The organism is Rhodobacter aestuarii, from assembly GCF_900156655.1.
GTDB classification, from domain to species: Bacteria; Pseudomonadota; Alphaproteobacteria; order Rhodobacterales; family Rhodobacteraceae; genus Rhodobacter; species Rhodobacter aestuarii.
Genome location: NZ_FTOG01000001.1, coordinates 265,056 through 287,197, shown reverse-complemented (window position 1 = coordinate 287,197; position 22,142 = coordinate 265,056). Strand labels below are relative to the sequence as shown.

Below are 22,142 nucleotides of genomic sequence, written 5' to 3'. Positions count from 1 at the left end.
GAAGATGCTGCCATTTTGGCCGGTGCCGTGCCCCGACACCACTTAGAGGCGAAAATTCTGCAAGATTGGTCAGGAAATCGAACCGCCGAGGGCCGAATTCCTTGCTTTTCCTGCGCGCACCCGGCAGGAACAGCCCAGCCCCTTATGGGGATAAAGGGCATTGGAAGGGGAGGAGACGATGGGCGCTTTGCTGGCTCTGTCACGGGCCGTCGACCGCATCAACGAAGTCATCGGAAAGTCAGTCGCTTGGCTCATTCTGGTGGCGGTGCTGGTTTCGGCCACCAACGCCATCGTGCGCAAGGTGTTCAACACCTCATCGAACGCATGGCTTGAGGCACAATGGTATTTGTATGGCGCGGCTTTCTTGCTGGCAGCGGCCTATACGCTCAAGCAAAACGAGCATATCCGGATCGACATCGTCTATGGCGCCTTCTCGCGCCGGGTGCAGCACTGGATTGACCTTTTTGGCCATGTCTTCTTCCTGCTGCCCTTCATCTGCTTGATGCTTTACATGCTGACGCCCTTCGTGCTGCGCTCCTTCACATCTGGGGAAATGTCCACGAACGCGGGCGGGCTGATCTTGTGGCCGGCAAAGTCACTCTTGCTGATCGGCTTTGGGCTGCTTTTCTTGCAAGCCATCTCTGAGATCATCAAGAAAATCGCGATCATGCGTGGGCTGATTGCAGATCCCCACACCTATACCGGCCACCACGGCACTGCCGAGGCGCTGGTCGAAGAAGAGGGGCTCTGAGATGCTTTTGGAACTCATTGCCACGAACATGGCACCGATCATGTTCGTCTCGCTTATCGTGTTTTTGCTGCTGGGCTATCCGGTGGCATTTTCGCTCGCGGCGAACGGTCTTGTCTTCTTCATCATTGGTGTTGAACTGGCCCCGCTTTCGGGCGGCTCGATCAACCTCAGCTGGCCTTTGCTCAACGCGATGCCAGAACGGTTCTGGGGCGTCTTAAGTAACGAGACACTCCTAGCCATTCCCTTCTTCACCTTCATGGGGATCGTGCTGGAAAAATCCGGCATGGCGGAAGACCTGCTGGATACCATCGGCCAGCTTTTCGGCCCGGTGCGCGGCGGGCTTGCCTATGCGGTGATTATTGTGGGCGCGCTTTTGGCGGCGACCACCGGCGTTGTCGCGGCCTCGGTGATTGCGATGGGGCTGATCTCGCTGCCGATCATGCTGCGTTACGGTTATGATCGGCGCATCGCCTCGGGGGTGATTGCCGCCTCTGGCACGCTGGCACAGATCATCCCGCCCTCGCTCGTTTTGATCGTTCTGGCCGACCAGCTTGGCCGCTCGGTGGGCGATATGTATAAAGGTGCGCTGATCCCCGGCCTTGTGCTGACGGGCATCTACCTTGGCTATGTGGCGGTGATGTCGATTGTGCGCCCTGCCGCCATGCCGGCCCTGCCGAAAGAGGCGCGCACGCTGGGCTCTGGCGTCACCTCGCTGTTCGTCGTGCTGGCGATTGGCATTGCCACTTTCTTTGCCACCTATAACTGGCTGCATGTGCCCGATGCGCGCGATTCAAACGCCGATATTCTAGCGGCCGCTTTGGCCGTGGTGGTGATTTATGTCATCGCCCTGATCGACAAAGGTACGCATCTCAACCGCATGAGCCGCCTTGCGCAGCAAGTGGTGATCGTGCTGATCCCGCCGCTGGCGCTGATCTTCCTTGTGCTTGGCACCATCTTCTTGGGCGTGGCCACGCCGACCGAAGGTGGCGCAATGGGCGCGGTGGGGGCGCTGATCCTCTCGGGTGTCAAAAAGCGGCTCAGCATGCATGTGGTGCGCGAGGCGCTGGCGGCCACCACCCGGCTTTCGGCCTTTGTGATGTTCATACTTTTGGGCGCGCGGGTGTTCTCGCTCACCTTCTACGGGGTGAACGGTCACCTTTGGGTGGAACACCTGCTGGTGTCGCTGCCGGGCGGTGAGATGGGCTTCTTGATCGTGGTCTCCCTGCTCGTCTTCTTCCTCGCCTTCTTCCTCGACTTCTTCGAGCTGGCCTTCATCATCGTGCCGCTTCTGGCCCCCGCAGCCGAGAAGCTGGGCATCGACCTGATCTGGTTCGGGGTGATCTTGGGCGTGAACATGCAAACCTCGTTCATGCACCCGCCGTTTGGCTTTGCCCTGTTCTTCTTGCGCTCTGTCGCGCCGAAAAATCCTTATGTGGATAAGGTGACAGGGCAGCTGACCGATCCGGTGAAGACCTCGCAAATCTATTGGGGCGCTGTGCCGTTTGTGTTCATCCAGATCGTGATGATCGCGGTGGTGATCGCCTTCCCGCAGATGGTGATGCACTACAAAGGCAAGCCCGTCGATGTGAGCAATGTCGAGATCACCCTGCCCGGGATGCCCGGCCTTGGTGGTGGTCTGGGCGCACCGGGGGGCATGGGGCTGCCGCCGATTGGTGGGCAACCGGCCGCGCCGGGCGGTGGGCTGAGCCTTGGGGCCCCCTCGCTCGGTGGTCCGCCGCCGGGTCTGGGCGCACCGACAGGCAACCCGCAACAGCCGCCGCAAGGCGGTGGCGCAAGCCTCGGCATCCCCGCCCCCATGGGCTTGGGCGGCGCCCCAATCGGAAACTAAAGCAAAGCGGCGGCCCTCGGGCCGCCGTTTTCATTTCGCTTGGTGCCGATGCTCGCGGAAGATCTTTTCCCGCAGTTGAAGTGTGTTGCGACGCCACCGCCCCCAAAAGCAAAAGGCGCCCCAAGGGGCGCCTTAAACAGTGGTGCAGATGGGCGGCGCTTAAAGCTGCGCGGCCACGTCTTCGGGGACGTCAAAGTTATGCGTCACCGTTTGCACGTCATCATCTTCTTCCAGCGCATCAATCAGCTTCATCAGCTTTTGCGCGGTTTCCAGATCCACCTCGGTCGAAACCTGCGGTTTCCAGATCAGCTTGGATTCGGTCGACTCGCCCAAAGCCGCCTCAAGCGCCTCGGACACCTCCGAAAGGTTCTCCACCGCGCAATAGATCCAGTGGCCTTCTTCGTCGCTTTCCACGTCATCGGCACCGGCTTCAAGCGCCGCCATCATCACCGTGTCCGCATCGCCCGCCGAGGCCGGATAGGAAATCTCACCCACGCGGTCGAAGCCGTGGCTCACCGAACCAGTTTGGCCCATATTGCCGCCCGATTTGGTGAAGTAGCTGCGCACGTTGGAGGCGGTGCGGTTGAGGTTGTCAGTCAGCGCCTCGACGATGATCGCAATCCCGTTCGGGCCGTAACCCTCATACCGGATTTCGGTGTAATCCGCCGCATCGCCCATTTGCGATTTTTTGATCGCCCGGTCGATGACGTCTTTCGGCATCGACTGCGCCTTGGCCGCCTTCACCGCAAGCCGCAGACGCGGGTTTTTATCCGGGTCGGGATCGCCCATTTTCGCGGCGACGGTAATTTCCTTCGCCAGCTTCGAGAACATTTTCGAGCGGATTGCATCCTGCTTGCCCTTGCGGTGCTGGATGTTCGCCCATTTGGAATGGCCTGCCATGCCCGTCTCCGTCGCACTATCGGTTTGGCGGCTTCTATAGCCAGTGCAGCCGGGCATCGCAAGCGGCGCAGCGCCGCCCCCGCAGATTGGCCCCGCAGGTGCGCTTATTGCGACGTCGTGCCGTAATTTGGCACGGGCTTATCTTCGCCAGCTTTCGGCGTTTCAAACACAAACCGCCGCCCATCTTCTTGGCGGGTGAGCGTGATCATCGCATAGGGTTCAAGGAAAGCCTCCGCCCCCTGCACCCAAACCGGGCGTTTCATCTCAACGGCATAATCATAGGCAGTTGAACAGCCCTCTAGCGTGCCCGATGGCATCGCCGCACTGTTCGCACCACAGCGGCTGCCATCGGTCAAAACCACGGTCAGTTGGTTTTCCAGCAAGCTCACATGATCAGGGCGCGCAAGCGGTGAGGCGCCCGGCAGCGCACAGGCAGACAGCAAAGCAACGGCGGGCAGAAGAAGGAAGGAGCGCATAGGATACCTCAAGGCACAAGCGGCCAGATCAACGGAATGACGAATGTGCCGACAATGGCCAAGAGCAGGTTCAGCGGCACGCCGACCTTTAGATAGTCGGAGAAGTGATAGCCGCCGGGGCCATAGACAAGCGTGTTCGTCTGATAGCCAATCGGCGTGGCAAAAGAGGCCGAAGCAGAGAACATCACCGCCACCACCAGCGGGCGCGGATCAAGCCCCAAGGACTGGCCAAGTTGGATCGCGATTGGCGTCAAAATAACCGCAACGGCATTGTTGGAGACGGACTCGGTCAGCACCGAGCCAAGCAAGAACACGGCAAAAAGCGTCAGATGCGGCGAAAGCCCCTGCAGATAGGGCGCGACCGCATCAACGAGCAACAGCACCGCGCCCGAGCGTTCCAGCCCCACCCCCACGACCAACATGGCGAAGATGAGCGCCATCAACCGCCCTTCGATAAAGGAAAACGCCTCATCGGGGTCAATCGCGCGGGTAAGCAAGATCACCGCCACCGCCAGCGTGGCCAAAAGCAAAATCGGCGCCACGTCAAAAGCAGCAAGCGCCACCACGGCGGCCATCGCCCCCACGGCGATGGGGGCCTTGGTGCGCCGAAACGCGCGGATCGTGGGCTTTGTGACATCGACCAAATCCATGTCCGCCGCCAAGCGCGCAATATCTTCGGGGGCGCCCTCAAGCAGCAGCGTATCACCGACAACCACCACCAGATCATCCAGCTTGCGGCCAATGTTTTGGTTCCGCCGATGCGCGGCAAGCACATAAACACCGTAGCGGCGGCGCAGGCGCAGATCGCCAAGCGAGCGGCCAATCATCCGGCAACCGGGCGAGATCAGCACCTCGACCGTTTCGGTCTGCACCGACGACAGCTTATCCACCATGCGCAGATCGGTGTTTTGCTGCAGGCTCATCAATTCGGCCATTTCGGTGCGCAAAACCACACGGTCACCAGCGGCCAAGACCGCGCCCGCAAGATCGCGCCGCAAGGAGGCATCGCCGCGCAAAACGTCGATCACCCGCATGCCTTCGCGCTTGAAAAGTTCCGCCTCCAGAACCGGCTGGCCGATGAGGCCAGAGCCTTCGGGCAAAGCCACCTCGGTGAAGAATTTCATCTTGCGCTTATCGCCCAAGAGCGCGCCCATCGAGGTGCGATCAGGCAGCAGGTGCCGCCCGATGAGCAGCATGTAAGCGCCGCCCACCAGCACATGCACCAGCCCCATGCCCGAGATTTCGAACATGGTGAAAGGCTCCATCCCCTTTTGCCGTGCGACGCCATCGACAAGCAGGTTGGTCGAGGTGCCAATCAAGGTGACGGTGCCGCCCAAGATCGCCGCATAAGAGAGCGGGATCAGGAATTTGGAGGGCGCAACCCCAATGCGGCGCGCCAAAGCCATCATCACCGGCATCATCAACACCACCACGGGGGTGTTGTTCAAAAACGCCGAAGCGGCCGCAATCGCAGCAAAAATCGCCATCACGGCAATAACGGGGCGGTCATCGACATGCTTTTCGGCAAGCCGTGTCAGCCAATCCAGCGCGCCGGTGCGCACAAGCCCCCCCATGAGCAGGAACATCATCACGATGGTCCATGGGGCCGAGTTTGACAGCACCGCCGTCGCCTCTTTGTAGGGCACAATGCCGAGCATCAACAGCACCGCCGCGCCGCCAATCGCGGTCACTTCGGTGGCAAATGTCTCGCGCATGAAAAGAACAAGCATCCCCACGACAAGCGCAAGGGTCAGCCAGGCTTCCATGGTCTGGCTCAGTCCAAGGTCGATCATCGCGCACCTCTGTTCATCGGGGCGATACTACAAGCGCCAATGCGCCCGGCAAGCCCGCATCGTCACAGCCGTCACGTAAAAACAGATCAAAGCTCAAACTGGCGCAGATTGCTGCAGATGGCCGCCTTGGCGCACCGGAACAATGCGGGTTGCACGCCCGGTCTTGTCATCGGTCTCGATGTAGACCCCCGAAAGCGTCACCGAGCCCCGCGCGGGGCTGAACTTTTCGCGCATCATCCCGGTGATGAACCGGCGCATCGGTTCGGCCTTTTCCATGCCGATGACGGAATCATAATCGCCGCACATGCCTGCATCGGTCAGATAGCCGGTGCCATCAGAGAGGATCATCGCATCGCCGGTGGGCACATGGGTATGGGTGCCAACCACAAGGCTTGCGCGCCCATTGCAAAAATGGCCCATCGCCATCTTTTCCGAGGTCGCCTCGCAATGCACATCGACCAAGATCGCCTGCGCCTGCCCGCCCAAGGGATGCGCGCGCAATACGGCATCCATCGCCGAGAACGGGTCGTCAAAGGCGCGTTTCATGAAAACTTGGCCCAGCACTTGGGTGACCAGCACCTTGCGCCCGCGCCGATCTTCAAAGAGCCGCGCGCCCTTGCCCGGCGCTTCCTTGGCAAAATTGAGCGGACGGATCACCCGCGGCTCGCTTTCGATAAAGCGCAGCATGTCTTTTTGGTCAAAGGCATGATCGCCGAGCGTCACCACATCGGCACCCGCCGCCAAAAGCACCCGCGCATGATCGCCCGTGAGCCCCATGCCACCCGAGGCATTCTCGCCATTGACGACCACAAAATCGAGCCGCCATTCCTCGCGCAGCCGAGGAAGCTGCTCGACCACCGCCGCGCGCCCAGCGCGCCCCATCACATCGCCAAGAAAAAGTATTTTCATGAATTTTCCATAGGCCCAAGGGCGGCCCAAAAGCAAGGGTATTGGCAGCGCAGGAGGTCAGGCCCCGCGCGGCCAGATCGGGCCGTTTTCCGTGACAATCAGATCCAGCGGTTGATCGGTCGGCTCAATCGGCACTTCGTCGATTTCTTGCGCGCTAAAGGCATAGCCAATCGCCGTGGTTGGACCTTTGGAGCGCAGCGCCTCAAGTGTGCGATCATAAAAACCGCCGCCATAGCCAAGCCGATAGCCGCGCCGATCAAACGCGACAAGCGGCACAATCAACACACGCGGCGTGATCTCTGGCCCGTCTTGCGGGATCGCCGCGCCATATTCGCCTTCAATGAGTGGGGTCTGGGCAGTCCATTTGCGGAAAATAAGCCCCCGTCCCGGCCCCAAAATCACCGGCACGCCCACCGGGCCGGAATGCCCCTCCATCACCCGGCGCGGGTCGATCTCGGTGCGGATCGGCATATAACCCGCCAAAGGCGCAGGGCCAAAGCGCATCAGCGCCGCGGTCAGATGCTGGCACGCCCAGCCCTGCCCCGCAGCAAAGGCTTCCTTGCGGCGGGCGAAAGCTTGCTTACGGGCGGCCGCTTTTAATTCGATCAAATCGCTCATAGCAGCACCAGCCCCGCCAGCCCCAAGAAGGCAAAGAAACCCACCACATCGGTGACCGTTGTAACAAAGGTGCCCGAGGCGAGCGCGGGGTCTGCCCCCAAGCGCTCCAGCGCCAAGGGCACAGCAATGCCCGCAAGTGCTGCGACGAAAAGATTGATCACCATCGCCACGCCGATCACAACGCCCAATTCGGGCGCCCCAAACCAGACCCAAGCCACAGCCCCCATCACAGCGGCGAAGACCGCGCCATTGGCAAAGCCCACCACCGCCTCGCGTCGGATCACCCGCCATACGTTGCTTTCGGTCAGGCTTTTGGTGGCAAGTGCCCGCACCGCCACGGTCAGCGTTTGCGTGCCCGCATTGCCGCCCATCGAAGCCACAATCGGCATCAGCACCGCCAAAGCAACGAGCCGCTCAATCGTGCCCTCAAAGAGCGCAATCACCCCCGAAGCGATGATCGCAGTGAGAAGGTTCACCATCAGCCACGGCAGGCGCTGGCGCACGGTCTCGGCCACACTGTCCGAGATCGAGCTTTCATCGCCCACACCGGCAAGGCGGAGAATGTCTTCTTCGTGCTCTTCATCAAGCACGTTCATCGCATCGTCGATGGTAATCACGCCGACAAGGCGGTCGTCATCATCCACAACGGGGGCAGAAATCAGGTGATATTGATTGAACGCATAGGCGACATCGGCCTCTTCTTGACGCGCCCAGATGGTGCGGAAACTGTCTTCGGTGATCGAAGCCAGCGCCACATCGCGCTTTGAGGCCAAGACCTTACCCAAGGTGACATAGCCCACCGGATGATGACCGGGGTCAACCAGCACCACATGGTAAAACTGATCGGGCAACCATTCCTCGGCACGCAGAAAATCAATCGCTTCGCCCACGGTCCAATGCGCAGGCGCGGTCACCACCTCGCGTTGCATCAAGCGACCCGCCGAATATTCCGGCCATGTGAGCGATTGCTCCACCGCCGCCCGATCGCTTTCATCGAGCGCCTCAAGGATGGCTTCCTGCTGCGGCTCTTCCAGATCTTCGATCAGGTCGACCACGTCATCGGAATCAAGTTCGCGAACCGCCTCGGCCAGCACTTCAGCGGGCAGTTGTTCGATCACCTCTTCGCGGATCGATTCGTCGATCTCGGTGAGGATTTCCCCGTCCATCTCGGGGCCATAAAGCCGAAGCAGTTCACGCCGATCATGCGAGCCCACCTGTTCCAGAAGGTCGGCAATGTCAGCAGGGTGCAGCGGTTCCAGAAGCTCTGTCAGAAGGGGGGCGTCTTGTGCCTCCGTCGCCGCCAGAACCTGTTCAACCAAGTCTCCAGACAGCGCATAGTCTTCTTCAAAATCGTCTTCTGTCCGCTCTTCCGTCATTCCGCCCCCGCTTGAAATGGCTTGTCTCGGCTTGGGGGCACCTTAAACGAGCCATTCGCAACACAAAAGGCGAGATTGGCAAAGTCTTGAGCGCACCCTAGCATGGGGCGAAGAATAAGGAGCATAAGATGGTCGAGCTGATCTTCGGGCAGGTGCTGTGGTTTGCCGCGGATCCGATGGCGGAAGGCGCAAGCGCCGCGCGGCATGAACGGCGCGGGGCTGTGGCCATTGAAGAGGGGCGCATTGCGGATGTGGGCACCGCAGACGATCTGCGCGCGCGCTACCCGCAGGCCACCATGACCGATATGGGCGACAAGCTTCTCTCGGCGGGGTTCATTGATACCCATGTCCACTACCCGCAAACCGCGATCATCGCGAGTTGGGGCAAGCGGTTGATTGATTGGCTCAACACCTACACCTTCCCCGAAGAAATGCGCTTTGCGGACCCGGCCTATGCGGCGGCGGTGGCAAGCACCTATTTCGATTTGGCGCTCGCGCATGGCACGACCTCCATGTGCAGCTATGCCACGATCCACCCGGCCTCGGTCGAGGCGTTCTTTGCCGAGGCGCAGGCGCGCGGACTGCGCGCGCTTGCGGGCCGCACCTGCATGGACCGCGACACCGCGCCCGAGGGCCTGCGCGATACCGCGCAAGCGGCCTATGATGAAAGCAAGGCGCTTTTGGAGCATTGGCACGGGCGCGACAGGCTGTCTTACGTCATCACGCCCCGGTTTTCGCCCACCTCGACCCCCGATCAACTTTTGGCCTTGGGCAGCCTGTGGGCCGAGCATCCCGATTGCTTGATGCAAACGCATCTGAGCGAGCAGGTCGATGAAATCGCTTGGGTGAAAAGCCTCTACCCGCAGGCGCGGGACTACCTAGACACCTATGAAACCTTTGGTCTGCTTGGAGAAAATGGCGTTTACGGCCATGCGATCCACCTTGAGCCGCGCGAGGTGGCCCGGCTGCGCGAGGTGGGCGCGGGGCTGGCGCATTGCCCGACCTCCAACACCTTCATCGGCTCGGGGCTTTTTGATGCGGCGGGGCTGGCGGGCGCGGGGCTACGCGTGGGGCTTGCCACCGATACCGGCGGCGGCTCCAACTTCTCGATGCTGCGCACGATGGCGGCGGCCTATGAGGTGGCGCAACTGCGCGGCGTGGCGCTGCATCCCGCACAGCTTTGGTATTTGGCCACCACAGGCGCGGCGCGGCTGTTGCGGATCGAGGAGCGTGTGGGCAACCTTGCGCCCGGCATGGAGGCCGATCTGATCGCGCTTGATCTCGCCTCCACCCCTGTCATCGCGCAGCGCGTGGCGCGGGCGGAGGACTTTTGGGAAAGCCTCTTCCCCACCATCATGATGGGCGATGACCGGGCGATTTCTGCCGTCTGGGTGGCGGGCCAGCGGCAGGTTTGAGCGCAAGCCGGGGGCGCTGCCCCCGGACCCCCGAGGTATTTCGGCCAAGAAGAAAGGGGCGGTCAACGGGCGAGTTTGCGTGCCAAAGCGTTGTGGCGTTCAATCACGCGGGGCAGATCAAGCGTGGTGATTTGGCCCTCCGCCACCACTTGCCGCCCCTCGACAAAGAGATGCTTCACGCGTGTGGGGCCAGAGAGCAATAGCGCGGCGACCGGATCCCACGCCCCTGCGGCCTCTAGGCCCGACACATCCCAAATCGCCAGATCGGCGCGTTTGCCGGGCTCTAGGCTGCCCAGATCAGACCGCCCCAAGACCTGCGCGCCGCCCAAAGTGGCGATTTCCAGCGCCTCGCGCACCGACATGGCATCGGCCCCATTTTGCACGCGCTGCAACAGCATCGCTTGGCGTGCCTCTCCGATCAGATTGCCCGCGTCGTTGCTGGCAGAACCATCAACACCGAGCGCCACCTTAACCCCCGCGTCGCGCATCGCCCGCACCGGTGCGATGCCCGAACCAAGGCGACAGTTCGAACAGGGGCAATGCGCCACCCCGGTGAGCGAGCGGGCAAAAAGCCCGATTTCCTCGCTAGAAAGTTTCACGCAATGCGCGTGCCAGACATCGGCCCCCGTCCAACCCAAATCCTCGGCATATTGGCCGGGGCGACAGCCGAAGTGATGCAAGCTATAGGCGATGTCTTCGTCATTTTCCGCCAGATGGGTGTGCAGCATCACGCCTTTGTCGCGCGCGAGCAAAGCCGCATCGCGCATCAACTCGCGGCTGACCGAAAACGGCGAACAGGGCGCCACCCCCACCCGCACCATCGCGCCCGCGCGCGGGTCGTGGTGGGCGTCAATCACCCGGATGCAATCCTCCAAAATGGCCGCTTCACGCTCCACCAGACTGTCGGGCGGCAGACCACCGGCGCTTTCGCCAATGCTCATCGCGCCGCGTGTGGGGTGAAAACGCAGGCCAATGTCATCGGCCGCCGCGATCGTATCATCGAGCCGCGCGCCATTGGGGTAGAGATAGAGATGATCGGAGCTGAGCGTGCAGCCCGACAACGCAAGCTCGGCCAAGCCGGTGAGCGCCGAGACATGTATCTCTTCCGGCCCCATCTGCGCCCAGATCGGGTAAAGCGTTTTGAGCCAGCCAAAGAGCAACGCATCTTGCCCGCCCGGCACCGCGCGGGTGAGCGTTTGATAAAGATGGTGGTGGGTGTTGATCAAACCGGGCGTGACCACGCAGCCCTTGGCCGAGACGACCTGCCCCTCGCTGGTGAGCCCCTCGCCCACGGCGGCAATCACCCCGCCCCGGATCAGCACATCGGCGCCTTTCAACTCGCGCCGGGTGCCATCCATCGTCACCACGACCTCGGCGGCTTGGATCAAAACCTCACGCATCGTGGTCTCCTTGATCTCGGCGGGCGGTTCAGCCCTGCAAAACTGCCATTGCGGCGGCGTGAATTTCGGCATTGGCGGCGGCGAGCACCCGGCCGCCTTCGTAAGCAGGGCCACCCGCCCAATCGGTGACAAGGCCGCCTGCGGCCTCAATCACTGCAATCGGCGCGGCCACGTCATAGGGTTGCAGCCCCGCTTCCACCACAAGATCAATCTGCCCTGCCGCCAAAAGCGCATAGGCATAGCAATCCGTGCCATAGCGGGTGAGTTTCACCTGTTTGGCGAGCCGCGCGAAAGCCGCGCCTTCCTCAGCCGTGCCGACCTCGGGGAAGGTGGAAAACAGCACCGCTTGCGCAAGATCGCCGCCCGCCCGCGCGCGCAACTCGGCCTGCCCCATCGGGCCAGTGACCCGCGCCGTGCCAAAGCCGCCCAGAAAACGCTCGCCAATATAGGGCTGATCAATCACCCCCATCAGCGGCGCGCCCGGTTTGCTTTCCCCTTCCTCGGACAGCCCGATCAGCACCCCCCAAGTGGGCGTGCCCGACAAATAGCCCCGCGTGCCATCAATCGGATCAAGCACCCAAGTGAAGCCGGAGGTTCCTTTGGTGACGCCATATTCCTCGCCCCAGATTCCGTCTTTCGGGCGCCGGGTGGCCAAAATCTCGCGCATCGCCGCTTCGGCGGCACGGTCGGCCACGGTGACAGGGTCAAAGCCGCTTGTGAGCTTGTTTTCCGCCCCAATCCCGCCTTGCGGGCGGAAATGCGCCAGCGTCGCCCCCCGCGCCGCCTCGGCCAATGCCTCTGCGGTGGAGAGGAGATCGGCCTGTTCAGCCAAAGAGAACGCATGCGGCATGAGATAACTCCGAAAGCGAGTGGGCAAAAAGAAAGGGGAGCGTTTCCGCTCCCCGTTCTTAAAACCTTTCGGCCGCAGCGGATCAAGCCACGTTCGAAAGCACCTTCGCGAGTTCAAAGAGCCGACGACGCTGTTCTTCCGGGATCGCGTAATACGACCGCACCAGTGCCAAGGCTTCTTTGTCGGAGAAAAGATCGCCTTCTCTGCTACTGGCCTCGGGCTCTTCGCCCGCAAGCCCTTCGAAGAAGAACGACACCGGCACGTCAAGCGCATCGGCGATATCCCACAGCCGCGAAGCTGAAACGCGGTTCATCCCGGTTTCATACTTTTGGATCTGCTGAAACTTGATGCCAACCTTATCGGCCAGCTGTTGTTGCGTTACCCCCACCATCCAGCGGCGATGACGGATACGTTTGCCCACATGGACATCAACTGGATGCTTCATTCCCACTTCCCCGGAAAATCACTTCGGTCCTCAGAATAACACGACGAAAAAAGAGAGTTCGGCCTCAAACACAAAAACCTAGCAAAAAAGATAGTTACTAGACCAAAAGTTGGCGCCGATTGACCCAGTTTGTCAATCAAACATCGTAAACAGCCCAAAGGCGCACCGCCGAAAAGCCTTTCATCCGCAAGATGTTTTGCAAGTTGCAATGCAAGCTGCAACTACCCTTGCGTCACTTTTGCATTCTCGCACAGGTTGATTCGGACACCCCCCGCAGTCGCCTCACCCTGAACCAGACAGTGCAGTCCATCGGGGCTGGTCGGAACGCCTTTGCACCGTTATCGTCACCATAAGAGCAAGGAACCGGACCCAATGCGCGCCTATGAAGTGACCGCCCATGACGCCCCGCCGCGGCTGACAGACCGCCCCCTGCCCGCCCCCGGACCGGGCGAAGTGGCGGTAGAGATCGCCGCTTGCGGGCTGAACTTTGCCGATCTCTTGATGTGTGCGGGCAAGTATCAAGATACGCCCCCCCTGCCCTTCGTGCTGGGGCTTGAGGCGGCAGGCACGGTCACCGCTGCCGGGCCGTGCACAACGCTTGCCCCCGGAACGCGGGTTGCGATTTATGCCGGGCAAGGCGGGCTGGCCGAGGCGGGCGTGTTTGCGGAGGCGCGCTGCACCGTGCTGCCCGAAACGATCAGCTTTGAAACGGCAGCCGCTTTTCAAATCGCTTATGGCACATCGCATCTCGCACTCACCCAGCGCGCGCGGCTGGCACCGGGGGAAACGCTTGTGGTTCTGGGCGCGGCAGGCGGCGTGGGGCTGACGGCGGTGGAAATTGGCGCGCGGATGGGCGCGCGGGTGATTGCGGTGGCGCGCGGGCTGGAAAAGCTCGCCGTCGCCAAAGCCGCAGGCGCGGCGGAGGTGCTGGATGCCGAAACGCCCGATCTGAAGGCCGCGCTGAAAGACCTTGGCGGTGCGGATGTGGTCTATGACGCGGTGGGCGGCGCTTTGGGCACGGCGGGCTTTGGCGCGCTGAGACCCGGCGGACGGTTCTTGGTGATTGGCTTCGCGGGTGGCGAACAGCCCGAGCTAAAGCTCAATCACGCGCTCGTGAAGAACCTTGAAGTCCACGGCCTTTATTGGGGCGGTTATCTGAAACTGGACCCCGCGGCACTGCGCCGCTCGATGCAAGAGTTGTTCGCTTTGGCCGCAGATGGCAGCTTAAAGCCCCATATTTCCGCCACCTTCCCGCTCGATCAGGTGGAAGAGGCGTTGGAGATGCTGCGCACGCGCCGCTCCACCGGAAAGATTGTCGTCACGATGCGGTGACGACTGCCGCAAGGTCGGGGCAAAAGACGGGAAAATTGGCGCCAAAATCCGGCGGAAACTTCTTGAAACCTGCCCCCGCCTTTCCCAAATGACACCCTGAAGCGGTGCCGAACAAGCGCCGCCATGATCTTCAAGGAGGCACTCGATGGCTGATTTCAATACCATGCGCGCCCGATCGGTCGCGGGCAATGCGGCCCGCATCGACGAGGGGCTGCGCGCCCACATGAACAAAGTCTATGGGCTGATGTCGCTGGCGATGTTGATCACCGGTGCGGTCGCCTTTGGCGTGGGTACCAACGACCAACTGATTGCTGCGATCTTCGGCACCCCGATCAAATGGGTGGTGATGCTGGCGCCGCTGGCCGTTGTCTTTGCCTTCGGCGCGATGATCCACAAAATGTCGACGCAAACCGCTCAAATGGTCTTCATTGGCTATTCGGCGCTGATGGGCCTGTCGATCAGCTTCATCTTCAAAGCCTATACCGGCATTTCGATCGCCCAGACCTTCTTGGTGACAGCGATCGCCTTCGCCTCGCTCTCGCTTTACGGCTACACCACGAAGCGCAACCTGAGCGCGTTTGGCTCGTTCCTGATGATGGGCGTTGTCGGTCTGGTGATCGCCTCGATCCTGAACATCTTCATCGCCTCGAGCGCGCTGCAATTTGCAATCTCGGTGCTGGGTGTGCTGATCTTTGCCGGTCTGACCGCTTACGACACGCAAAACATCAAAAACACCTATCTGCAACTCGCGCACAGCGATTCCGACTTCCTTGGCAAGGCGGCGATCTTGGGCGCTTTGCAGCTCTACCTCGACTTCCTGAACCTCTTCATGTTCTTGCTGCAGTTCCTGGGCAACCGCGAATAACAACGCGCCTCCCCGCAGCACCTCCGGAAAGCCCCGTGTCCGCACGGGGCTTTTTCTTTGGGCAGAAGCCTTTTGAATTGTTTTAATTGCGACAGATTGGCCCGCAGCCCTTTCCATACTTTAGCGACTCTTTCGTGCTAGCCCCAAGAGGACTAGGTAGGGCTTGGGGGCGCAGGGGGGTGCGCGTGAGACTGTTTGGCAAGGCAAGGGCACCGGCGCCGGTGCCTCTGAAGACATGGTTGTGGCGCGCCTATGTGCGCGCGGCACTTGTCCCGCTTTTGCTGATCGAACTCGGGTTTCTCTCGATCTACTGGGCCACCAATCAGGTGGTCTATGAACGCTCCGCCGCCGCCATCACGCAAATTTCGTCAGACGGGCTGCGCGACGCTGCCACGCGCGAGGCGAATATCATCGCCCATCGGCTTGATGCGATTTCGGCGCTGACCAAAGTCTATGCCGAAGAAACCGGGCGCGCGCTTGCCACGCCCGCGACCGTCAGCGCCGCCGAAAAGGGTCGCCACGCGATGACCGCAGAGGGCGCCTTTGTCACCACCGCAGATAATGGCGGCTCGGCAGTCTTTTATTCTGGCTTTGTGCCCGTAGGCCCTGCCGAGAAAGAGAAGGTCTGGCGCACAGTGCCGCTTGACCCGCTGATGCGCTCGATCCAGCAGGCCGATCCGCTGATCGCGCAGATCTATCTCAACACATGGGACAGCTATAACCGGATCTATCCATGGTTTGACGTGCGCGGCGTCTATGCGCCGAAAATGGATATCCCAAGCTACAACTTCTATTATGAGGCTGATGCCGCCCATAACCCGGAGCGCAAACCGGTCTGGACCGATGCCTATGTCGACCCGGCAGGCGGTGGCTGGATGGTGTCGTCCATCGCGCCGGTCTATGGCCCAGACAAGCTCGAAGCCGTGGTCGGGATTGACGTCACCATTAGCACGATTGTTGAGCGCGTGCTGAATATCGCGCTGCCCGGCGATGGCTATGCGGTTTTGGTGGGGCGCGACGGGACGATCCTTGCCCTGCCGCCCGAGGGCGAAAGCGACCTTGGGCTGACCGAATTGGTTGGCCACAAATATGAAGAAGCGATCTTGGCCGATACGTTCAAACCGGCAGAGTTCAACATCTTCACCAAGCACATGCTTTCCGGGCTTGCCAAAGAAATGCGCGCCGAGGCCGAGGGGCTGCGCCGCATCACGCTTGATGAACCGATGTTTGCGGCGTGGTCGACCGTTGCCGGGCCGAATTGGCAGCTTTTGGTGCTGACCCATGAGGACCGCATCTTGACGGAATCCACGTCTTTGCGCAGTCAATTGTCCTTCGTGAGCCAAACGATGGTCGGCATTTTGGTGATCTTCTACGCGATCTTTTTTGCCGTGCTCTGGCGCCGCTCCAAGAAGATGAGCGACCGCGTTGCCGAACCGCTCAATGCGTTTGAAGGCCGGATGGCGGTGATTGCCCAAGGCGGCACGCTTGATGATCCGGGGCAATCGGAAATCACTGAATTGCAGCGCGTGGCCGAGCATCTGGTCAAAATGGGCGATAAACTTGATGCGGTGAACCGGGCGAAATCGGACTTCCTATCGGCGATGAGCCATGAGTTGCGCACGCCGCTGACCGCGATCATTGGCTATGCCGATCTGCTGGAAGGCTCTGCCGGGCAGCGGCTTGACGGGGCGCGGCTCGCACAGGTGAAAGCGATCTCCAAAGCGGGCTGGACGCTGGTGCGGCTGGTGGAGATGGTGCTCGATCTCAGCCGGCTTGAACGCCAAGACATACAGTTGAAAGCCGAACCGATTGACGTGCTGCCGCTTGTCGAAACCGCCTTGCAGGTGATGGCCCCCGAAGCGGCGCGAATGGGGCTTACGATGCGCATTGAAGCGCCCGACACCCTGCCCCAAGTGCGCTGCGACAGCGAAGTGTTGGTCCGCATCCTCGACCAACTGATCTCAAATGCGGTGAAATACAATATTGAGGGCGGGGCGGTCGTGGTCTCGTTCGATCAAGAGAGCAGCAACGATCTGGCGATCCGCGTCACCGATAGTGGGATCGGTATTGCCCCCGAAGACCATGAAACGGTTTTTGAGGCGTTCCAGCGGCTTGGCCATGAAAACAGCACCATTGACGGCGCGGGCGTCGGGCTTGCCTTGGCGCGCCGCTTTGCCGAAATGAGCGGCTGCGGGCTGAGCTTTGAAAGCGCGCCGGGCGCAGGCACCACCTTCACCCTGCGCGTGCCGCGCGCCTAAAAAAGCTGCGCGCGCAAGGCAGCGGTGAACAGCGCCACCCCCGGCTCGATCAGTGCATCGGGAAAGTCGTAATCGGGCGCATGCAGCGGCGCGCATTCCTCCCCCGCGCCCAAAAGCAACATAGCCGCCGGGCAAAGGTCCGAAAACCGGCCAAAATCTTCGGAGGCGCGCATCGGCAGATCCAGATCGGTGGCGGGGATGCCCGCCGCCTGCATCGCCCGGGTGAAGACCGCCACCGCCTCGGGCGCGTTTTCGCAATGGCGAAACACGTCATGCCATTCGTGTTGGGCGCGCAGCCCCGCGGCGGTGACTTCTGCCGCGATCAATTCTTCGACCGCTTCGGTCAGTTGCTGCATCCCCGCATCTGTGCGGGTGCGCAAAGTCACCCAAAGCTCCGCCCGCCCCGGCGCGATGCCAAAACTTGGCGCGCCAAGGCTTGCATGGGTGACCGTGACCAATGCGAAAACCTCTTCCTCCGGGCTGTGCCCCTGACTGAGCCCCGGCAGCCGCTCGATCAGCCGCGCCAAAACCGGCCCCGGCGAGAGCCCCAAATCGGGCTGCGCGGCGTGCGCGGTGCGCCCCTCAAGAACGATCTTCATGCCGCGCGAGGCGCAATGGGCCACCCCATCGCGCACCACCGCAGCGCCCAAGGGCAGCCCCGGATAATTGTGCAATGCCAAAGCCAGATCGGGGCGCAACGGCGCAAATTTCGGATCGGCCAACACCGCCGCAGCGCCGGAGCCATCTTCTTCGGCGGGCTGAAAAAGCAAGATAGCGCGCCCCCGCGCGGGCCGATGCATGCCCAGCCAGCGGGCCACGCCAAGCACAATCGCCATATGGCCATCATGCCCGCACAGATGCCCCTGCCCCGGCACGGTTGAGCGGTGCGGATGCGTACCAATTTCTGCAATCGGCAAACCGTCCAACTCGCAGCGGATCATCACACTCGGCCCCGGTACCGCGCCTTCATAAACCGCCGCCACCCCATTGCCCCCAAGCCCAGACAGCAACGTATCGGGGCGGGTTTCTTGCAAGGCCGCGCAAACCTGCCGCGCGGTCTCCACCTCATGGCCAGACAACTCGGGCGCGGCATGCCGCGCGCGCCGCCATGCGGTCAATGCCTCAAGGGCTTGCGGATCAAGGATGTCGGCGCGCATTCGGGTCTCCGGTCTGGACCGTGCCACGATACCAGCCCCATCCGCCCCGGCAAGGGGCGGAGAAGGAGACAGATTTGCGCTTTTCAAATCACGCCAAGGGCGCCCCGTTTAGCCTTTCGGCTTGGAGGGCAGGCCCTTTTCTTTGCGCGCGGTGTGCTTTTTCTTCTCCACGTGCTTGGTCAGCCGCGAAGGGATCGACTTTTTGCGATCCTTATAGGGGTTCGCGCTGCCTTGGTCGCGGAAGTAAATCCGGATCGGCGTGCCGGGCATGTCAAAATCGGCGCGCAACCCATTGACCAGATAGCGCCCATAGCTTTCCGGGATCTGATCGGTATGGGTCGCCTTGATCACAAACCCCGGCGGGCGGGTTTTCGCTTGGGTGATATAGCGCAGTTTGATGCGGCGCCCGCCCGGCGCGGGCGGCGGGTGCGCCTCGGTCATCGCGATCAGCCATTGGTTCAGCTTTGCGGTGGAGACGCGGCGGTTCCACACCTCATAGGCCTTCAAGATCGCATTGTGCAGCCGATCAAGCCCCTTGCCGGTTTTCGCCGAAACGGTGACCAAAGGCGCGCCACGCAACTGCGGCAGCAGGCGTTCAAAATTCTCGCGCAGCTCTTTGAGCTTCTCGGGTTTGTCTTCCTCAAGATCCCATTTGTTCGCGGCCACAACCACGGCACGCCCCTCGGTCTCGGCGAAATCGGCGATCCGCAGGTCTTGCACCTCAAAGGGAATGTTCACATCCAAAAGCACCACGACCACTTCGGCAAAGCGCACCGCGCGCAGGCCATCGGCGACCGAGAGTTTCTCGAGCTTGCCCGAGACCTTGGCCTTTTTGCGCATGCCAGCGGTGTCCCAGATCCGCATCGGCGTGCCCATGAACTTCGTCGAGACTGAAATCGCGTCGCGGGTGATGCCCGCCTCTGGCCCGGTGAGCAAACGATCTTCACCGATGATCTTGTTGATCAGGGTCGATTTGCCCGCATTCGGGCGGCCAATCACGGCAAGCTGAAGCGGACGCGCCTCGGTCGGCATCGGCACCGCGCTTTCGTCTTCCTCGGCTTCTTCCTCAGAAAGCGTCACATCCACTTCGGGCATATGCGCGACGTTTCTCTCGGCAAAGTCATCGGCCAAGGGGCGCAGCACGTCGTAAAGATCGTCCAGCCCCTCTCCATGTTCTGCAGAAATACGGATGGGCTCGCCAAGGCCAAGGCCCCAAGCCTCCAAAGCGCCCGCATCGCCCGCCGCGCCTTCGGCCTTGTTCGCGGCCAAAATCACATGGGCGTTTTTCTTGCGCAGGATATCGGCAAAAATCTCATCGGCCGGGGTCACGCCCACCCGCGCATCGACGAGAAAGAGGCAGATATCCGCTTCCTCCACCGCGCGCTCGGTAAGCCGCCGCATCCGACCTTGCAGGCTGTCATCCTCGGCAAGCTCCAGCCCCGCCGAATCGATCACCACAAAACGCAGATCGCCAAGCCGCGCATCGCCCTCGCGCAAATCGCGGGTCACACCGGGCGTATCATCGACAAGCGCCAGCCGCTTGCCGACCAACCTATTGAAAAGGGTCGATTTCCCAACGTTAGGGCGGCCTACGATGGCAAGGGTAAAGCTCATGTCATGCTCCTGTCGCGGCCAAAAGCCGCGCGTGAAGCCGCCCGCTTACACGGATTTTCCCTCAACGGAAAGCGTGCAATTGCCCCGTGCGCGAAACGACATAAAGGGTAGAGCCCGCAACGATCGCATCGGTCGCCGCCCCGCCGGGGATTTCGGCCTGCCCAATGAGCGCGCCATTGGCCGGATCGAAGCTGCGCAACAGCCCGTCAGAGGAAACAACAAACAGCTTTCCCCCCGCCAATACCGGGCCAAGGTTCACATGGATCTCGTTTTGGCGCTTGATCTTGTCTTTGACGAAATAGGGCAAGTCTTCGGACCAGATCGTTTCGCCCGTCGACGCGTCCAGCCGCATCAGCTTGCCTTCGTCCGAGATCAGGAAGATTGAGCCGCCAGCAACTTGCACCGGGCTCACAGCGCCTTCATCGGCGCCCCAAAGCCGCATACCGCTCGTGGCATCAAAGGCACCGAGTTTCCCCGCAGAAGAGCCCGCATAGACGGTATTGCCAACCACGACCGGATCGCCGGTCAGGTCAGAGACAATCGTATAGCCGCGCCCGGTGCGCCCGCCCACGACCCGCGCGCGCCAAACGCCCATGCCGGAGGCGCGTTCCACCGCGACCATCTCGCCCGTCGCAAACGGGAAAATCACCGTTTTGCCAGCAATCGCCGGGGCCGAAACGCCCGACATGCCCGCTTTGCCCGGCACGCCGCCCATTTGCCATTGCACCTTGCCATCAGCCGCATCTATCGCCCAAGCCGAGCCATCGCGCGCCAGAACATAAACAGAGCCATCGGCCACGGTGGGCGCACCGCCAATGCCCGCATCAAACTTTTGCCGCCAGACCACCGCCCCGCTGGCCGCATCCACGGCGACGAGTTCGGCAAAGCCCGTGGTCGCGTAAATCCGGCCATCGGCATAGGCGAGACCCGAACCGGTTGCATCATCATCGCGGTCGCCCGGCGCGGCGATATCGGTCGCCCAGACCGTGGCGCCCGAGGTTGCGGTCGCGGTCAGTTGCGCGCGGCTATCAAGCGTGAAGACCTTGCCACCCGCCGCCACAGGCGCGGCGGCAATGCGGTAGCGGCGCGATTGCCCCTGCCCGATCGGCGCGGACCAGACATGCGTCAGCCCCTGCCCGATGGCAGCATTCATCAGCCCATGCGATGCACTGCCCCCACGTTGCGGCCAATCGGCATTGGCAACGACTGCGGGAAGTGAAATCGGACGGGCCGCCTCAAGCGCGCTTGCGGGCTCTGCCCCGCCGCCATCCCCCAGCACCGCGCGCGGATCAAGCCGCTCGCCTTCCAGATGCACCTCACGCTCACAGGCCGTAAGCGCCATGGCCGCGCCCAGAATGGCAATTCCCGCAATCCGCTTCACGGCACTCTCCCCGCTCTTGTTCCTGCCTGCCCGCACGTTTGGCCTTAGGCCGCCGCCGGGTCACCGCCCAGCGCCACAATCAACTCTGTCGCGCGTTGTTGCAAGCCCGAGGTGACGCCATCCTCGGCCAGAATTTCGCGTGACTTGGCCAGCGCGGCATCGGTATCACCCGCCGCCACCGCCGCCAGCGCTTGTTGTTCCATCGCCAAGAGGCGGAACGGCGCACCGGGATTGGCCAAAAGCTCAAGCTCTGCCGCACGCTCATCAGCGCTCATCAGATCCCCAGCCACCAGCACCGCCTTCAGACGCGCCAATTGGCGCAGGCTGTCGGGCAAGCTTGTATCGGCACCAACGGCGCGCAAATCCGCAAGCGCGGCTTCGGGCTTGCCATCTTCAGCGGCCTGCGCAGCCGTGAGCAATTTCACCAAAGCCTCTTGAGGACCAACGGCCAAAATCCCGGCCAAAGCCTCGCCGGGGTTTTCGGTCTGCATCGCGGCCAAAACCGCATCGCCAAAGCTTTCAGCCTCGGCCTTGGCGGTAGCCTTTTGCCATTCGACATAGGCCGAACCGCCCACCAGCGCCAAAATCGCGACAACGCCGATCCAGCCATATTTGCGAAACAGCGTCCACAACCGGTCGCGCCGCACTTCTTCGGTGACTTCGTCGATGAAACTGTCGCTGTCGTGCACGCTCAAGGCTCCCTGATCTTTGCCCTATCTATACGCAAGGGCGCACCAATGCCAAGGGCAGGAA

The 22,142-nt window shown here is 61.8% G+C and carries 19 protein-coding genes; 6 read left to right on the top strand and 13 right to left on the bottom strand.

Translation table 11 applies throughout. The features are described 5' to 3' along the window. The first annotated feature begins 178 nt into the window (after positions 1-178). Together BW967_RS01270 and BW967_RS01265 are read left to right on the top strand one after the other, a co-directional pair. Positions 179-751 (top strand): TRAP transporter small permease subunit, encoded by a 573-nt coding sequence (locus tag BW967_RS01270; RefSeq protein ID WP_076483223.1) that lies wholly within the window; start codon positions 179-181, stop codon positions 749-751. 1 nt (position 752) lies between these two features. After that, positions 753-2,600: a TRAP transporter large permease gene (locus BW967_RS01265; protein WP_076483222.1), complete on the top strand. Its 1,848-nt coding sequence runs from the start codon at positions 753-755 to the stop codon at positions 2,598-2,600. Positions 2,601-2,759: 159 nt separating this feature from the next. On the opposite strand, the gene BW967_RS01260 is transcribed toward BW967_RS01265, so the two are convergent. From BW967_RS01260 to mgtE, 6 genes are all read right to left on the bottom strand, one after another. Next, a complete protein-coding gene (locus tag BW967_RS01260; RefSeq protein ID WP_076483221.1) occupies positions 2,760-3,500 on the bottom strand; it encodes a YebC/PmpR family DNA-binding transcriptional regulator in 741 nt (246 codons plus the stop codon). Positions 3,501-3,604: 104 nt separating this feature from the next. After that, positions 3,605-3,976, bottom strand: a complete 372-nt coding sequence (locus tag BW967_RS01255) for a hypothetical protein (protein WP_076483220.1) — start codon at positions 3,974-3,976, stop codon at positions 3,605-3,607. 8 nt (positions 3,977-3,984) lie between these two features. Beyond that, positions 3,985-5,769, bottom strand: a complete 1,785-nt coding sequence (locus tag BW967_RS01250; RefSeq protein ID WP_076483219.1) for an SLC13 family permease — start codon at positions 5,767-5,769, stop codon at positions 3,985-3,987. Between the two features lie 93 nt (positions 5,770-5,862). After that, on the bottom strand, positions 5,863-6,678 hold the full coding sequence (locus BW967_RS01245; RefSeq protein ID WP_076483218.1) for a TIGR00282 family metallophosphoesterase: 816 nt from the start codon (positions 6,676-6,678) through the stop codon (positions 5,863-5,865). A 57-nt stretch (positions 6,679-6,735) separates the two neighbouring features. Then, positions 6,736-7,296 (bottom strand): 5-formyltetrahydrofolate cyclo-ligase, encoded by a 561-nt coding sequence (locus BW967_RS01240; protein ID WP_076483217.1) that lies wholly within the window; start codon positions 7,294-7,296, stop codon positions 6,736-6,738. Next, a complete protein-coding gene (gene mgtE, locus BW967_RS01235; protein WP_076483216.1) occupies positions 7,293-8,672 on the bottom strand; it encodes a magnesium transporter in 1,380 nt (459 codons plus the stop codon). Before mgtE ends, BW967_RS01240 begins: the two co-directional genes overlap by 4 nt. Positions 8,673-8,800: 128 nt before the next feature. Between mgtE and guaD the strand changes: the two genes are divergently transcribed. Further along, positions 8,801-10,087, top strand: coding sequence for a guanine deaminase (guaD, locus tag BW967_RS01230; RefSeq protein WP_076483215.1), 1,287 nt, complete (start codon positions 8,801-8,803; stop codon positions 10,085-10,087). A 62-nt stretch (positions 10,088-10,149) separates the two neighbouring features. On the opposite strand, the gene BW967_RS01225 is transcribed toward guaD, so the two are convergent. From BW967_RS01225 to BW967_RS01215, 3 genes are all read right to left on the bottom strand, one after another. Continuing rightward, positions 10,150-11,487 (bottom strand): 8-oxoguanine deaminase, encoded by a 1,338-nt coding sequence (locus BW967_RS01225; RefSeq protein ID WP_076483565.1) that lies wholly within the window; start codon positions 11,485-11,487, stop codon positions 10,150-10,152. Positions 11,488-11,515: 28 nt separating this feature from the next. Next, complete coding sequence (locus tag BW967_RS01220) at positions 11,516-12,337, bottom strand: inositol monophosphatase family protein (protein WP_076483214.1); 822 nt, start codon at positions 12,335-12,337, stop codon at positions 11,516-11,518. Positions 12,338-12,419: 82 nt separating this feature from the next. Beyond that, complete coding sequence (locus tag BW967_RS01215; protein ID WP_076483213.1) at positions 12,420-12,782, bottom strand: helix-turn-helix domain-containing protein; 363 nt, start codon at positions 12,780-12,782, stop codon at positions 12,420-12,422. A 372-nt stretch (positions 12,783-13,154) separates the two neighbouring features. Here BW967_RS01215 and BW967_RS01210 point away from each other — a divergent pair, with 372 nt between their 5' ends. From BW967_RS01210 to BW967_RS01200, 3 genes are all read left to right on the top strand, one after another. After that, positions 13,155-14,114, top strand: coding sequence for an NADPH:quinone oxidoreductase family protein (locus BW967_RS01210; RefSeq protein WP_076483212.1), 960 nt, complete (start codon positions 13,155-13,157; stop codon positions 14,112-14,114). 145 nt (positions 14,115-14,259) lie between these two features. Further along, positions 14,260-14,979, top strand: coding sequence for a Bax inhibitor-1/YccA family protein (locus BW967_RS01205; RefSeq protein WP_076483211.1), 720 nt, complete (start codon positions 14,260-14,262; stop codon positions 14,977-14,979). Between the two features lie 185 nt (positions 14,980-15,164). Further along, positions 15,165-17,237 carry a sensor histidine kinase gene (locus BW967_RS01200; RefSeq protein ID WP_076483210.1) on the top strand — a complete coding sequence of 691 codons (2,073 nt, stop codon included), beginning with the start codon at positions 15,165-15,167 and terminating at the stop codon, positions 17,235-17,237. Here the strand turns inward: BW967_RS01200 and BW967_RS01195 are convergent. From BW967_RS01195 to BW967_RS01180, 4 genes are all read right to left on the bottom strand, one after another. Next, positions 17,234-18,394 carry an amidohydrolase gene (locus tag BW967_RS01195; protein WP_076483209.1) on the bottom strand — a complete coding sequence of 387 codons (1,161 nt, stop codon included), beginning with the start codon at positions 18,392-18,394 and terminating at the stop codon, positions 17,234-17,236. The two genes, BW967_RS01200 and BW967_RS01195, sit on opposite strands and share 4 nt — an antisense overlap. A gap of 108 nt (positions 18,395-18,502) precedes the next feature. Next, positions 18,503-20,008 carry a ribosome biogenesis GTPase Der gene (der, locus tag BW967_RS01190; RefSeq protein WP_076483208.1) on the bottom strand — a complete coding sequence of 502 codons (1,506 nt, stop codon included), beginning with the start codon at positions 20,006-20,008 and terminating at the stop codon, positions 18,503-18,505. A gap of 61 nt (positions 20,009-20,069) precedes the next feature. Then, entirely contained in the window at positions 20,070-21,350 is a 1,281-nt protein-coding gene (locus tag BW967_RS01185) for an outer membrane protein assembly factor BamB family protein (RefSeq protein WP_083951888.1), read from the bottom strand. A gap of 83 nt (positions 21,351-21,433) precedes the next feature. Beyond that, positions 21,434-22,078 carry a tetratricopeptide repeat protein gene (locus BW967_RS01180; protein WP_076483564.1) on the bottom strand — a complete coding sequence of 215 codons (645 nt, stop codon included), beginning with the start codon at positions 22,076-22,078 and terminating at the stop codon, positions 21,434-21,436. Positions 22,079-22,142: the final 64 nt, after the last annotated feature.

What these genes read in the sequence shown, in the direction of transcription:
- BW967_RS01270 (WP_076483223.1), top strand. Translation starts at nt 179, where the DNA reads ATGGGCGCTTTGCTGGCTCTGTCACGGGCCGTCGACCGCATCAACGAA.
- BW967_RS01265 (WP_076483222.1), top strand. Translation starts at nt 753, where the DNA reads ATGCTTTTGGAACTCATTGCCACGAACATGGCACCGATCATGTTCGTC.
- BW967_RS01260 (WP_076483221.1), bottom strand. Translation starts at nt 3,500, where the DNA reads ATGGCAGGCCATTCCAAATGGGCGAACATCCAGCACCGCAAGGGCAAG.
- BW967_RS01255 (WP_076483220.1), bottom strand. Translation starts at nt 3,976, where the DNA reads ATGCGCTCCTTCCTTCTTCTGCCCGCCGTTGCTTTGCTGTCTGCCTGT.
- BW967_RS01250 (WP_076483219.1), bottom strand. Translation starts at nt 5,769, where the DNA reads ATGATCGACCTTGGACTGAGCCAGACCATGGAAGCCTGGCTGACCCTT.
- BW967_RS01245 (WP_076483218.1), bottom strand. Translation starts at nt 6,678, where the DNA reads ATGAAAATACTTTTTCTTGGCGATGTGATGGGGCGCGCTGGGCGCGCG.
- BW967_RS01240 (WP_076483217.1), bottom strand. Translation starts at nt 7,296, where the DNA reads ATGAGCGATTTGATCGAATTAAAAGCGGCCGCCCGTAAGCAAGCTTTC.
- mgtE (WP_076483216.1), bottom strand. Translation starts at nt 8,672, where the DNA reads ATGACGGAAGAGCGGACAGAAGACGATTTTGAAGAAGACTATGCGCTG.
- guaD (WP_076483215.1), top strand. Translation starts at nt 8,801, where the DNA reads ATGGTCGAGCTGATCTTCGGGCAGGTGCTGTGGTTTGCCGCGGATCCG.
- BW967_RS01225 (WP_076483565.1), bottom strand. Translation starts at nt 11,487, where the DNA reads ATGCGTGAGGTTTTGATCCAAGCCGCCGAGGTCGTGGTGACGATGGAT.
- BW967_RS01220 (WP_076483214.1), bottom strand. Translation starts at nt 12,337, where the DNA reads ATGCCGCATGCGTTCTCTTTGGCTGAACAGGCCGATCTCCTCTCCACC.
- BW967_RS01215 (WP_076483213.1), bottom strand. Translation starts at nt 12,782, where the DNA reads ATGAAGCATCCAGTTGATGTCCATGTGGGCAAACGTATCCGTCATCGC.
- BW967_RS01210 (WP_076483212.1), top strand. Translation starts at nt 13,155, where the DNA reads ATGCGCGCCTATGAAGTGACCGCCCATGACGCCCCGCCGCGGCTGACA.
- BW967_RS01205 (WP_076483211.1), top strand. Translation starts at nt 14,260, where the DNA reads ATGGCTGATTTCAATACCATGCGCGCCCGATCGGTCGCGGGCAATGCG.
- BW967_RS01195 (WP_076483209.1), bottom strand. Translation starts at nt 18,394, where the DNA reads ATGCGCGCCGACATCCTTGATCCGCAAGCCCTTGAGGCATTGACCGCA.
- der (WP_076483208.1), bottom strand. Translation starts at nt 20,008, where the DNA reads ATGAGCTTTACCCTTGCCATCGTAGGCCGCCCTAACGTTGGGAAATCG.
- BW967_RS01185 (WP_083951888.1), bottom strand. Translation starts at nt 21,350, where the DNA reads ATGGCGCTTACGGCCTGTGAGCGTGAGGTGCATCTGGAAGGCGAGCGG.